15 protein-coding genes, 1 riboswitch and 1 other annotated feature are annotated in these 12,783 nt (G+C 42.5%); of the genes, 10 read left to right on the forward strand and 5 right to left on the reverse strand.

Annotated elements, in window-relative coordinates:
- Positions 1 to 6 precede the first annotated feature (6 nt).
- Positions 7 to 237: a sulfurtransferase TusA family protein gene (locus NST59_RS01250; protein WP_024427452.1), complete on the forward strand. Its 231-nt coding sequence runs from the start codon at positions 7 to 9 to the stop codon at positions 235 to 237.
- Positions 238 to 295: 58 nt separating this feature from the next.
- Positions 296 to 1,072, forward strand: coding sequence for a sulfite exporter TauE/SafE family protein (locus NST59_RS01255; RefSeq protein WP_059374510.1), 777 nt, complete (start codon positions 296 to 298; stop codon positions 1,070 to 1,072).
- Between the two features lie 35 nt (positions 1,073 to 1,107).
- Here NST59_RS01255 and NST59_RS01260 read toward each other — a convergent pair whose 3' ends face one another.
- Both NST59_RS01260 and proS read right to left on the reverse strand, forming a co-directional pair.
- On the reverse strand, positions 1,108 to 1,284 hold the full coding sequence (locus NST59_RS01260) for a hypothetical protein (protein WP_164512187.1): 177 nt from the start codon (positions 1,282 to 1,284) through the stop codon (positions 1,108 to 1,110).
- Positions 1,285 to 1,426: 142 nt separating this feature from the next.
- Positions 1,427 to 2,860 carry a proline--tRNA ligase gene (gene proS / locus NST59_RS01265; RefSeq protein WP_126682134.1) on the reverse strand — a complete coding sequence of 478 codons (1,434 nt, stop codon included), beginning with the start codon at positions 2,858 to 2,860 and terminating at the stop codon, positions 1,427 to 1,429.
- A 43-nt stretch (positions 2,861 to 2,903) separates the two neighbouring features.
- Positions 2,904 to 3,100, reverse strand: a binding site (T-box leader).
- 149 nt (positions 3,101 to 3,249) lie between these two features.
- A riboswitch (purine riboswitch) is annotated at positions 3,250 to 3,349 on the forward strand.
- A gap of 79 nt (positions 3,350 to 3,428) precedes the next feature.
- Between proS and NST59_RS01270 the strand changes: the two genes are divergently transcribed.
- Positions 3,429 to 4,601 carry an MFS transporter gene (locus NST59_RS01270; RefSeq protein ID WP_144490669.1) on the forward strand — a complete coding sequence of 391 codons (1,173 nt, stop codon included), beginning with the start codon at positions 3,429 to 3,431 and terminating at the stop codon, positions 4,599 to 4,601.
- Positions 4,602 to 4,706: 105 nt separating this feature from the next.
- On the opposite strand, the gene NST59_RS01275 is transcribed toward NST59_RS01270, so the two are convergent.
- The gene (locus NST59_RS01275) at positions 4,707 to 5,474 is read right to left on the reverse strand and encodes a GNAT family N-acetyltransferase (protein WP_144490670.1); all 768 of its coding nucleotides are present in this window, start codon (positions 5,472 to 5,474) and stop codon (positions 4,707 to 4,709) included.
- A gap of 198 nt (positions 5,475 to 5,672) precedes the next feature.
- Between NST59_RS01275 and NST59_RS01280 the strand changes: the two genes are divergently transcribed.
- The 5 genes from NST59_RS01280 (at position 5,673) to NST59_RS01300 (ending at position 8,284) form a co-directional block, all read left to right on the forward strand.
- Positions 5,673 to 6,131: a MarR family transcriptional regulator gene (locus NST59_RS01280; protein WP_058837234.1), complete on the forward strand. Its 459-nt coding sequence runs from the start codon at positions 5,673 to 5,675 to the stop codon at positions 6,129 to 6,131.
- A 111-nt stretch (positions 6,132 to 6,242) separates the two neighbouring features.
- Positions 6,243 to 6,473: a hypothetical protein gene (locus NST59_RS01285; RefSeq protein WP_058837428.1), complete on the forward strand. Its 231-nt coding sequence runs from the start codon at positions 6,243 to 6,245 to the stop codon at positions 6,471 to 6,473.
- Positions 6,470 to 6,928 carry a DUF523 domain-containing protein gene (locus NST59_RS01290; RefSeq protein ID WP_268464101.1) on the forward strand — a complete coding sequence of 153 codons (459 nt, stop codon included), beginning with the start codon at positions 6,470 to 6,472 and terminating at the stop codon, positions 6,926 to 6,928. The genes NST59_RS01285 and NST59_RS01290 overlap by 4 nt, the downstream gene beginning before the upstream one ends.
- Before the next feature lie 30 nt (positions 6,929 to 6,958).
- Positions 6,959 to 7,375: a DUF5301 domain-containing protein gene (locus NST59_RS01295; RefSeq protein WP_327842365.1), complete on the forward strand. Its 417-nt coding sequence runs from the start codon at positions 6,959 to 6,961 to the stop codon at positions 7,373 to 7,375.
- A gap of 81 nt (positions 7,376 to 7,456) precedes the next feature.
- Complete coding sequence (locus NST59_RS01300) at positions 7,457 to 8,284, forward strand: aldo/keto reductase (RefSeq protein WP_039176146.1); 828 nt, start codon at positions 7,457 to 7,459, stop codon at positions 8,282 to 8,284.
- Between the two features lie 36 nt (positions 8,285 to 8,320).
- Here NST59_RS01300 and NST59_RS01305 read toward each other — a convergent pair whose 3' ends face one another.
- On the reverse strand, positions 8,321 to 9,418 hold the full coding sequence (locus tag NST59_RS01305; protein WP_327842366.1) for an iron-containing alcohol dehydrogenase family protein: 1,098 nt from the start codon (positions 9,416 to 9,418) through the stop codon (positions 8,321 to 8,323).
- Between the two features lie 195 nt (positions 9,419 to 9,613).
- Here NST59_RS01305 and trhO point away from each other — a divergent pair, with 195 nt between their 5' ends.
- Together trhO and NST59_RS01315 are read left to right on the forward strand one after the other, a co-directional pair.
- On the forward strand, positions 9,614 to 10,582 hold the full coding sequence (gene trhO, locus NST59_RS01310) for an oxygen-dependent tRNA uridine(34) hydroxylase TrhO (protein WP_039176148.1): 969 nt from the start codon (positions 9,614 to 9,616) through the stop codon (positions 10,580 to 10,582).
- 343 nt (positions 10,583 to 10,925) lie between these two features.
- Positions 10,926 to 12,545 (forward strand): APC family permease, encoded by a 1,620-nt coding sequence (locus tag NST59_RS01315; RefSeq protein WP_247544636.1) that lies wholly within the window; start codon positions 10,926 to 10,928, stop codon positions 12,543 to 12,545.
- Positions 12,546 to 12,580: 35 nt separating this feature from the next.
- Here NST59_RS01315 and NST59_RS01320 read toward each other — a convergent pair whose 3' ends face one another.
- On the reverse strand, positions 12,581 to 12,781 hold the full coding sequence (locus NST59_RS01320; protein WP_341039714.1) for a hypothetical protein: 201 nt from the start codon (positions 12,779 to 12,781) through the stop codon (positions 12,581 to 12,583).
- Between the last annotated feature and the right edge of the window lie 2 nt (positions 12,782 to 12,783).

Here is a 12,783-nt window from a genome sequence, read left to right on the forward strand (position 1 = left end):
GATCAAATGACATCTGATCAACTATTAGACGTAACAGGGCTTGCATGCCCAATGCCGATTATTCGAACGAAGAAAAAAATGAACGACTTGGCGGAAGGTCAAGTTTTAGAAATACATGCAACAGATAAAGGGGCTAAAGCTGACTTAGCTGCATGGGCGAAGTCAAGCGGACATGAATTGATCACGCAGACAGAAGAAGGTCACGTGCTGAAGTTCTGGATGAGAAAAGGGTCCTAAAGGATGTAGGGGTATCTGCTGAAGATCCCCTTTTCCTTTTGCAAAGGAGGAGACCAGCGTGGATTTTGCGTTTTTGATTACACTTTTTATCATCGGATGTATTGGTTCCTTCTTATCAGGAATGGTGGGGATCGGCGGATCTGTGATCAACTATCCCATGCTGCTTTATATCCCGCCTCTTCTCGGTGTGATGGCATTATCAGCACACGAGGTTTCAGGGATTGGCGCCATTCAAGTGCTTTTTTCGACGCTGGGTGGTGTACTGGCGTATCGGAAAAGCGGATATTTACATCGCTCGTTGATTTTATATATGGGAAGCAGTATATTGGCGGGCAGCTTATTAGGCAGTTATGTATCACATTTTATGCCAGAGAAAGGGATGAACCTCGTCTATGGATTACTTGCCATTGTGGCGGTTATTCTCATGCTGATTCCGAAAAAAGGACAGCGTGCAGACGCAGAGGGTGAAGTCACTTTTCATAAAGGACTGGCATCAGGTATTGCCTTTGTAATTGGCAGTGTTTCCGGGGTATTAGGCGCAGGCGGTGCATTTATTTTAGTACCTGTCATGCTGTCTATTTTAAAAATTCCTGTTCGAATGACAATTGCGTCATCACTTGCGATTACGTTTCTTTCTGCTATAGGCGCATCGACTGGAAAGGTATTGACGGGTCAAGTCATGCTTCTTCCTGCGATTGTGCTGATGGCCGCAAGTTTGGCAGCCGCTCCGCTTGGTGCTAAGGTCGGTCAGAAAATCAATGCCGTCTATTTGCAATGGGCACTTGCTGTAATGATTACAGCGACAGCGGTCAAAATTTGGCTGGATATTTTATAAAAGAAAGACCAACAGAGCAAACGTGTTGGTCTTTTTTATTTGACGTCATCGTGCTCGATATACGTTTCTAGTGCGGGGTGGTACTCTTTTTGATAATGAAGGTTGGGACATGTTTTCACGACTTTGCCTTGCAGGGCATTGGACTTTGAGACTTCTAATGCTGTTCTACATTTAGGACAGCGTTCGGCAAAGAATGAGGGCCAGCGTTTCATATATCACCACTCCAGTTAAAGTCTTAAAAACCGATTATATTAATATGAATTATAGGGGATCATGCAGGTGAGGTCAATGGGTGTTTGGGTCTTTTTAACAAAAAAAGAAGCATCCTGAGATGCTTCTTTATCGTTCATATTCTTAATAGGCTTTCGCCCAGAACACCATATCAGATGCAGGCTTTCCGCAGCAGACACATGTGTCAGAAATGGTTTCCTGTTCAAATGGGATACAGCGTGAGGTCGCACCTGTTCTTTCTTTAATATCGTTTTCACAGGCTTCGTCACCGCACCACATGGCTTTAATCAATCGGTTTTCTTCTGCAAGAATTTGCTCGATGTCTTCGATTGTGAGGGCTTGTGATGTTTTTTCATGTAATCGTTCCTTCGCCTTTTCGTACATGGTCCGCTGAATGTCTTCAAGCATTGCTGCGATGGTTTGTTCAAGGGCATCTAATGTGACAGCTTGCTTTTCACCAGTGTCTCGTCTTGCGAGCATCACCTGTCCTTTTTCGATGTCCTTTGGTCCTACTTCTACACGAAGCGGAATACCCTGCATTTCACACTCGTTGAATTTCCAACCTGGCTGTTTATCACTTACATCGATGTCAGCGCGTGAGATGCGGGCGAGTCGATCCTTTAATTCATAGGCATGATCGAGGACACCTTCTTTATGAGAAGCGATTGGCACGATACGCACTTGGGTTGGCGCAATATTTGGCGGGAGGACAAGCCCTCTGTCGTCGCCATGCACCATGATCATAGCGCCGATAATTCTTGTTGTGAAGCCCCATGAAGTCTGCTGGACATGCTCTAGTTTTCCTTCACGGTTTAAAAATTCAATGCCAAACGCCTTTGCAAATCCGTTCCCGAAGAAATGAGAAGTGGCAGTTTGGAGCGCTTTTCCATCATGCATCAAGCTTTCGACTGTATAGGTGAAGCGAGCGCCGGCGAATTTTTCCTTCTCTGTTTTTCTCCCTTTAATGACAGGAATGGCAAGGAGATCTTCGCAAAGAGAAGCATAAGTGTGAAGCATTCTTTCTGTTTCTTCAATCGCTTCTTGCTCAGTCTCATGGCACGTGTGTCCTTCCTGCCATAGGAATTCAAGGGTTCTAAGGAAGGGACGTGTTGTCTTTTCCCAGCGGACGACATTGGCCCATTGGTTATATAGCTTTGGTAAATCGCGGTAGGAATGAATAATGTTTTTATAATGCTCAGCGAACAGCACTTCAGAGGTTGGTCTGACGCAGAGCCTTTCTTGTAATTCGGATTCACCGCCATGTGTGACCCACGCCACTTCAGGAGCAAAGCCTTCGATATGATCCTTTTCCTGCTGCAGCAGGCTCTCTGGGATAAAGAGCGGCATATAGACATTCTCATGACCCGTTTCTTTAATCTGGCGGTCAAGTTCGTCGCGAATATTCTCCCAGATTTTAAAGCCGTACGGCTGAATGATCATACTGCCTCTCACGCTTGAATAATCGACGAGCCGCGCCTTTGTGACAACATCTGTATACCATTGGGCAAAGTCGTCTTCCATGCTTGTAATTTTCTCAACAAATTGTTTCTTTGACATTGCAGGTTCCTCCTTTTTAAAAAACAAAAAAGCTGTACTTTAAGTTAGGGACCATTCCTGGTGGTACCACCCTAATTTAAAGCACAGCTTTACACTCAATTCATGATAACGGTATGAACCGCTGTATAAAACAGAACTAAATCGGCAGGTTCACTTGAAGATGTCAGTAGGAACTTCTCAGCACCGTTCCCTCTCTGTTAAAGATCGATTCAAGCTACTATTCCAGATCTACGTTGATCCTTGTTCGTTGATTTTTCATCAGTTTACCTGTAAATGAAGGAGAAAGCAAGTTGTTCTGATTGCCTTTTTGGCGCCTTTTGCTTAAGGATTGGAATGGCAGTATTTTTCTATTTTTACAGCTTGCGAGTTATGAAAGGCTATGCTAATATATTTGAAGAAAAAAATAGACTTGTATAACCTCAATAATATGGTTTGAGGGTTTCTACCAGGATCCGATAAATCCTGATTACAAAAGCGCGCTTTCCTTTTTTGTAATCAGGGTTTTTTTGTTTGTCTGCACCCTGTATCAAAAGTGAAAGCGATGATATAGAGAGAAGGGATGTTAGACATGAACTGGAGAGTATATTTATTAGCCGTTTCTACTTTTGCGGTTGGATTAGTTGAGCTTGTGGTCGGGGGCATTCTGCCAAGCCTTGCAGAGGATTTGAATGTGTCTCTGGCAACAGCGGGGCAGCTCATTACGGTATTTGCGATTGTGTATGCCATTTCAGCACCCGTGCTGCTGACCGCCACAGCCAAAATCGAACGAAAGCGTCTTTATTTAATCGCGTTATTGGTGTTTACATTAGGAAATGTGTTCACTTATTTTAGTTCGACCTTTGCCCTTGTGATGATCTCACGGGTATTGATCGCAATGAGCACAGCGCTTGTGGTGGTGTTATCTTTGACGATCACTGCCAAATTAGTGGAACCAGCGCATCGTGCAAAAGCATTAGGATTGATTTTTATAGGAATTAGTTCTTCACTTGTTCTCGGTGTACCGATCGGTATTTTTATTACAGAGAGCTTTGGCTGGAGAGTGATGTTTTTAGGAATCAGTATTCTTTCTGCTATATCGATGGTGCTGATCTATTTTCTATTGGAAAAAATGCCTGTTGAAAAAGTCACGCCTCTTAGAGAGCAGATTCGTTCTTTAGGGCATCCGAAAATTTTTAGTGCACACCTGATTAGTTTGTTTATGCTTGCAGGACATTATATGCTTTATTCTTATTTCACGCCATTTCTGATGGAAGTTCTGCATATGACCTCGTTTTGGATTAGTATTTGTTATTTGGTCTTCGGGCTTGCGTCTATAGGCGGGAATGGGTTTGGCGGCTGGCTGAGTGACAGACTGGGTTCAGGGAAAGCCATTTTGCTTGTGACAATAGCGTTTGCGGTTGTCATGTTTACCATTCCTTATACAGCGGGTGTGTTCGTGCTCTTTATGGTGATGGTTGTCCTTTGGGGTGCGCTCAGCTGGGCATTGACGCCTGCTTTGCAGAGCTATTTGATTCAAACAGATCCGGTCACGTCGGATATTCAGCAGAGCTTAAATACATCGGCCTTGCAAATCGGCATTTCGATTGGATCAGCGGTTGGCGGAGTCATGTTTACGATGACCGGTTCATCTGTTGATCTGGCTAAATTCGGTGCTGTGTTTGTACTGATTGCCTTTAGCTGTGCGGTGATTTCGCTTAAGAGACCGCCGCTTTATATGGATCGTCAGCATCATGCTGAATAGAAGACAAAGGGCTAAAATCAAGATCATTTTAGCCTTTGTCAACAATCTATGGCTGCCTAAAGATAGGCAGCTTTTTTATGTTCATTTCAAATTCAAAATACCATTCTATTCAAAAACGGCCATTTCGCTGATTGGTTGGAAGCCGGCACGTTGGTAAATATTTTTGCCGTCCGCTGATGCTTGTAAGATGACACACTTTTGTTTATTCTCTGTCTGGGTTAGAAGGTAATGAAACATGTCACTGCCAAGTCCTTTTCCGCGGTGTTCTGCCCTTGTTATGACATCATAAATACCGTAGCTGTCGTTTGTCTCGAATAATAAGCCTGTTGTGACCGGCTTATGGTGTTCATATCCCACGAACATGCGGGCTTTTGAGTGTAATGCTTCAATCGAAAAACGCTGGAAATAAACTTCTAAGGCGGCGGCCTCAGTCGACCCTTTGAATAGTTCAATAAAGATATGTTTGTAATCAAAGAGTGTCTGCTCATCAAGTACTTCCTTGATTGTAAGTGATGAGGATGTGACTGGATCAATATCACCTGTATGCTCAAGCATCATGATGGTATTGCGTTCGACCTCTTGAAGCTCATATTCCTTCAATAAGTCAGCCCAATCAGTATGGAGTAAATGGTGATCGATCCATGTGCTGAAGATGAGTTTCTGTGACCGCATGTGTTCAATGGCTGCTTTCACTTTTTTCGGATCTTGGATTTGAGCTGATGTGGGTAAGAGCAAATTGAACGTGTCAGTCGATATATGAGTATTGGATAGAACGAAATCGTCAGTTGAGAGAAAGGTTCCGTTCACAGCAGAAGAAAACAGGTGTATCTTTTCTTCTAATTGGCGAATGGCCATTTGTTGTTCGGGTTTCATTTAGCTCACCTTTTCATTATGATAAATTGGATGATATCATGATTATAGCATGTGACAGGATGAGGGGAATCTAGTAAAAAAGTACATATGTAATTTTCGGGTCTGTTGACCTATTATTTTACTCGCGTCGACATTTCTTTTGACTCCTTTCTTAATTATTAGTACCATTTTATTAACCAGTTAAGAGTGGAGGTTCAGATGGAAACAAAAGAGCAGATTGTATTAAAAGCGATTCAAGATCTGATTATGCATAGGGAAAAGAGACGGAATGATCCAACAGACCCACTGATTACCACGACTGATACACTCAAACAAGAATGGACACTCACACAGCTTCACATTTTATCCATGATTCAAGCCAATCCAAACGAATCAAATAATACATTTCTATCTCAACAACTGAAACTATCAAAGCCAGCAATTACAAAGGCCGTGAAAAAACTAATTGAAAAAGGCATGGTGGACTATTGTCACCGGCAAGGGGATAAGAAATCTGTCTATTATTCTTTGACAGAGGAAGGGCAGCAATTGGCTGCGCTGCATGATGAACTACATGATAAAGCAGTCATGTCTTATTTAGAATTTCTCCACCAGTTTCATGAGGATGAATTACAAGTCATTGAGCGCTTCTTAAAGGCTTGGAAAGAAAAGATATAGATAAAAAACCGAAACCATCGCACAAAAGGAGATGATGGTTTCGGTTTTTTTATGGTAAAATTAACATATATTAACGTTGTTCTTGGCCATGATGAAAGGGAGGGAGCTTCATTGGAGAAAGAAATGATAGAAAATTATAAAAAATACGCATTCATCATGCCATTCGTGGGATTGTTTGTCAGCTTGCTATTATTTGTTTATTTTTTTGGCATCACAGGAGTTGAAGGGTCAATTTGGGCTGCTGCTTTGTATTGTGCTCTGCCCTTTTTGGTTAATACGATATGTTTCTTGCCTGTATGTATTTATTTTAAAATCAGCAAAAAAAGTGAGGAACATACATGATTGTCGTCAGTGCTTGTCTTGCTGGGTTGAAGGTTCGTTATAATGGAAGCCATCGATTAGATCAGCGTATTGAAGAGCTTGTTCAAGAGGGAAAGGCAGTCACAGTTTGTCCTGAGCTGCTTGGCGGTTTGTCCACGCCAAGACCTCCCGCGGAAATCATTGGCGGAGACGGACATGATGTATTACAGGGTCTCGCCTCCGTGATTGATGTGCATGGAACTGATGTCACGGAGATGTATGTAAAAGGTGCGACGGCCACGCTGGAACAGGTTCAGTCTCTGAAAGCGACAGCAGTTGTGTTAAAAGAGTACAGCCCTTCCTGCGGCAGCCGGATGATTTATCGCGGTGATTTTAACGGCAGGACAAAAACTGGGGATGGTGTGACATCCGCCTTGCTAAAACAGCATGGGATTCGGGTTTTCTCTGAGGAGGATGATTGGATTTCGCTGTTTTGATAGGTGTGGTGAATAGAAGGAGGAGTTAGATTGAAAAAGTGGATCATTGGTTTAGTCGTCATTATTTTATTAGGAATTGGTCTTTATTTTATGATTAATGCCAAAACATACTCTTTTGATGATGTGGCCTCAATTGATCAAAACAAGGTGACTTCGATTCAAATTGAGCATGATAATGAGCGTGTTAAAGTGGAAAAGAAAGAGGATATTCAAAAGCTGCTGAAGGAATTTTCAGGTGTGAAATTAAAGAAAACGAATGAGGTTAAAAAAGCCTCAAAAGAGTCTTATTGGATTAGAGTGTATGAGAACGAAAAAGAAATTTATGGATTTGTCTTTTATGATCAAAGCTTTTTAGAGATATATGATTTTTCTAAAACAAAAGATCAAACCAGCGAATATCAAATCGTTGACGCCAATCAAGTTGATATGGGAAAATATATCAAATAACTCAGTCAGAATGTCATGCATGATCAATAGAAAATTCGGGTATAGTGCTTGGTAAGTAAAAAGGAAGCGGAGGTTTGTTTGATGAGTGGATTAACAGATACAGTCACATTAGCAAACGGAGTAAAAATGCCGAAGCTAGGCTTTGGTGTATGGCAAGTAAAAGATGGAGATGAGGCTGTAAATGCCGTCAAAGACGCTCTTGAAGCGGGCTATCGCAGCATTGATACAGCAGCAGCCTATCAAAATGAAGAAGGGGTAGGCAAAGCCATTCAGCAATCAGGCATCTCTCGCGATGATCTATTCATTACGACGAAGGTCTGGAATAATGATCAAGGCTATGAATCAACACTCGAAGCCTTTGAAACAAGTATGAACAAGCTGGGGCTAGATGTATTAGACCTTTATTTAATTCATTGGCCTGTTGAAGGCAAATATAAAGAAACATGGAAAGCGCTAGAAAAACTATATAAGGATGGACGCGTTCGAGCGATCGGAGTGTGTAATTTCCATCAGCATCATTTAGAGGATTTATTGGAAGAGGCTGAAGTTGTGCCAATGGTGAATCAAATCGAGCTGCATCCGAAGCTGACGCAGGAGCCTTTACGAGACTACTGCAAATCGAAAGGAATTCATGTAGAGGCGTGGTCGCCATTAGGAAGCGGGAAGCTTCTAAACCATCCTGTTCTTCAGGATATCGCGAAAAAACATGACAAGTCAGTAGCGCAAGTGATTCTTCGCTGGGACTTACAGCACGGCATTATCACCATTCCAAAATCTGTGACGAAGAGCCGAATCATCGAAAACACACAAGTCTTCGATTTCGAGCTGTCCACACATGAGATGGGTGTCATTGATCAGCTCAATGAAGATGAGCGCACAGGTCCAGATCCAGATAACTTTAATTTTTAATCGAAAGAAAAGCACAGGTGCGATGCCTGTGCTTTTTTATTTGCCTTCATGTGTAGACATTTTTTGAGGTTGAAAGGTCTCAATGATTTGAATGGCGTCGATAATCTTTTCTTTATCATAGTCTCCAATCAAACAAAAGGTTTCATTTTTACGTGCAGCATGGTTTGCCACTGTAAGTGCCGCCTCGTCCAGCTGAGTTGTAATACCAAGATCGCGCATATTTTTAGGTAATCCAAGTGTTTGGTAGAGTTCAAGTAATTCCTCTACCTCGGACATTCGGTTTTCTGCGGCAAGCTGGACAAGGATGCCATAAGCCACTTTTTGTCCATGTAACACATGATGCGTTTCTTCAATAAATGTCAATCCATTATGAACGGCATGGGCTCCTGCCATTCTTCCATAACGTCCCCCATAGCCTCCGACTGTTCCGGCTAACGTAATAATCGTATCTGTCACATCTGCAAATGCTTGTGAAAATTGACCTGTTTTTAAGCTGTTCACCGCTTCTTCACTATGAGAAAGAAGAATGTCTCGAACATATACCGCCTGCTTTAATGCAGCATGCACCATGAGCGGCAAGGCGCTTTTTGTGTTACGAATAATCGCTTCCGCTTCATACCATTTTGCGAGCGTATCACCAATTCCGCTTTGAAGGTAGGAAAGAGGAGAGGAAAGCAAAAATGTATGATCAATTACGGTGAGGTAGCTGGATCGTTTATGATAATCTACTCTCATGAAATTGCCCTTTTCATCATAAATGACGCTGAGTGGTGTAGAAGCAGCACAGGTGCCGGGAATCGTTGGTACCATGATAACTTCGATTTGAAGAGCGTCTGCAACTGATTTGGCGGTATCTAAAATCGTCCCGCCTCCGATGCCGATAATCACATCTGATTCGTTAAGCTCTTCTGCGATCCGTGTGACCGCATTGGGTGAACTGTATCCTTTGTGCTGAATGACAGGCCACTCGGCCGGCAGCTTTGTGTATTGTGAAAAAGCTTGGTATGAATCATATCCTGTCACCACAGCAGGTGACTGAAAAGCAGATACAAGGGAATCTAGTTCATGATATATTCCCTTTTGAGAAATAAATTGGTTAGGACCGCTTCTGACAATATCCTCTGGCTGGATCATGGATCATCATTGCTCCTTTACTACATCATATTATTCATAAATCATCTCATTTTACAGAAAGTTCTGTCAAATAAATATGAGAAGAAAGGCCCTTCCGTTTTATGGAATTAAGCCGCCGACATTGCCTTTAGGTATGTATTTCCTGTATGATAAAGAACGGTATGTTTTGATTAAATTTAAGAGGTGTTTATATAGATGGAAAAACAATATCGCGTTTTACTTTACTATCAATATGTCCCCATTGAGGATCCAGAGACGTTTACAGCAGAGCATTTAGCATTCTGTAAGGAGCTTGGTTTGTTAGGCCGTATCCTCGTGTCAGCAGAAGGCTTGAACGGAACGGTTTCTGGAACCATTGAGCAAACGGACAAGTACATGCAAGCGTTAAAAGAAGATCCACGCTTTGCGTCTATGCCGATCAAAATTGACGAAGCAGATGGTCATGCATTTAAGAAAATGCACGTCCGCCATCGGAATGAATTAGTGAACCTTAGCCTTGAGGATGACGTGAATCCGTTAGAATTAACGGGGAAACATCTTAGCCCGGTCGAATTTTACGAGCAAATGCAATCACCTGATACTGTTGTGATTGATGCACGTAATGATTACGAGTTTGATGTGGGTCACTTCAGAGGGGCAGTCCGTCCTGATATTGAGACATTCCGTGAATTACCTGAGTGGATTCGTGACAATAAAGAGATTCTTGAAGGAAAAAAAATCCTGACTTATTGCACAGGCGGCGTACGCTGTGAAAAATTCTCCGGCTGGTTAAAGCGTGAAGGCTTTGAAGATGTCTCTCAGCTTGACGGCGGAATTGTCACTTACGGAAAAGACCCAGAAGTACAAGGAAAGCTATGGGACGGTCAATGCTATGTGTTTGATAATCGCTTAACAGTACCAGTGAATCAAACAGAGCATGTGGTTGTCGGAAAAGATTTCTTCACTGGTGAGCCTTGCGAGCGTTATGTGAACTGTGCGAATCCTGCATGTAACCGCAAGATGATTGCCACTGAAGAGAGTGAGCATAAGTATATGCGCAGCTGCAGTCATGAATGCCGCACAAGCGAACGGAACCTTTATGTGAAACAGCACAATTTATCTGAAGAGGAAGTTCAAGAAAGACTAGCTGTCATTGAAAAAGAACAAGCGATTTCACAAGGATAGAGGGAACCCCCCTCTATCCTTTTTTTCTATACATGGCGGGGTTTAGAAGGGAGAGGAAGTCATTTCCTCTATCTTTTTTGTTTTGTTTTTTTCAAAATAAGGGTAAAGGTAGTTATTCAGTCTAATAGATTGAACAGTTAAAAAAGCGCTTTCTTTTGAAATAAGCATGTTCGACTATTTCAGAAAATGAAGAATTGAGAGATAATATAACAGGCGAAAAAATGAACAAGGGTAAAGGTTCATTAGAAGAAATATTTGCCAGTGAAATGAAAAGTGAGCTGCTTTGAAAGAGAGATGCTTGCTTGACACATGCTCTGTATTTTAATCGAAAGGTGTTATGAACATGAATCATTTGCATCGTAGGATGGGAACTTTCGCTTTAATGATGGTAGGTCTTGGCTCAATCATTGGTTCAGGATGGCTCTTCGGTGCTTGGCGAGCGGCTCAAATCGCCGGCCCTGCTGCTATTTTATCCTGGCTGATTGGGATGGTTGTGATTTTATTTATCGCTTTGTCTTATAGTGAACTCGGATCGATGTTTCCAGAGGCAGGCGGAATGGTGAAATATACGCAATATTCACACGGATCTTTTATTGGGTTTATTGCAGCTTGGGCGAACTGGATTGCCATCGTTTCTGTCATTCCTGTTGAGGCGGTTGCTTCTGTCCAGTACATGAGCTCGTGGCCTTGGGAGTGGGCAAAGTGGACAACCCATTTGGTTACAAAAGGGGTGTTGACGACAGAAGGGCTTATGGTTGCCAGTGTGCTTCTTGTGATTTACTTTCTGCTGAATTATTGGACAGTTGGGTTATTTTCAAAAGCGAATACATTCATTACCGTGTTTAAAATTGTCATTCCAGGATTAACAATTGGTGCGCTCTTATTCGTAGGTTTTCATAGTGAGAATTTTACTTCTGGAACAAGTATTGCTCCTAACGGCTGGGCGAGTGTGCTGACGGCTGTTGCGACATCAGGGATTGTGTTTGCCTTCAATGGCTTCCAAAGCCCGATTAATATGGCCGGTGAGGCAAAAAATCCAGGCCGGTCGATTCCAATCGCCATTGTCGGATCGATTTTTATTGCAACTGTGATTTATGTCCTTTTACAAATTGCCTTTATCGGTGCTGTTGATCCATCTATGATTGTGAATGGATGGAGCCATTTGAATTTCAACTCGCCATTTGCGGACCTTGCCATTGCGCTTGGGATTAACTGGCTTGTTCTGATTTTATATGCGGATGCATTTGTGTCACCTTCTGGTACAGGCATTACGTATACCGCAACGACGTCTCGTATGATTTATGGAATGGAAAAAAACAAATACATGCCAAGTGTGCTTGGCCGTCTGCACCCTATTTACGGCGTGCCTCGTCCAGCAATGTTTTTTAACTTAGCCGTATCGTTTATCTTTCTGTTTTTATTTAGAGGCTGGGGTGTACTTGCTGAAATTATCTCTGTCGCAACGCTCATTTCTTATTTGACTGGACCAGTGACCGTCATGACGCTGAGAAAGACAGGGACAGATTTATATCGACCGCTTCGAATAAAAGGACTAAGCATCATTGCTCCTCTCGGTTTTATCTTTGCTTCATTGACGCTGTATTGGGCAAGATGGCCGTTAACAGGTCAGGTGCTGTTCATTATTCTCATCGGTCTCCCTATCTATTTTTACTATCAAGCAAAAGCGAAGTGGAAAGGCTTCGGCCGCAACTTTAAGGCGGGTGCTTGGATGGTTGTGTACCTGCTTGTGATGATGACGATTTCCTGCCTTGGCAGTGACAAATTCGGGGGTTATAACGTCATTCATTATGGCTGGGACATGGCACTGATTACAGTGGTTGCTCTGCTATTTTATATGTGGGCACTCAAAAGTGGATATGAAACAGAATTTTTAGAAGATGCGAAAAAAATTAATGATGAGCTGCGTGCTTCTCAGAAAGAAGCTGCGGCAACCAAAGAATAAAGAAACGGCTGCCTGAACATTGCGGGCAGCCGTTTTTATTTGGATGAATAATGCATCACATGCTGCTTCAGCCAAGTGGTGACGCCGCGCAAAACGGCAGCTGTGACAAGTGAAATGAGCACATATCTCCAAAGCTGACCTAAGCCTTGTCCACTCAGCCAGAACACGATGCCTAGAATGATGAGGGTGAACATGAGAAAGAATAAAAATGATGCAGACCAGAAAAAAGCCTTCATAG

This window comes from Bacillus sp. FSL R5-0439 (assembly GCF_038008805.1).
Classification (GTDB): Bacteria; Bacillota; Bacilli; order Bacillales; family Bacillaceae; genus Bacillus; species Bacillus safensis.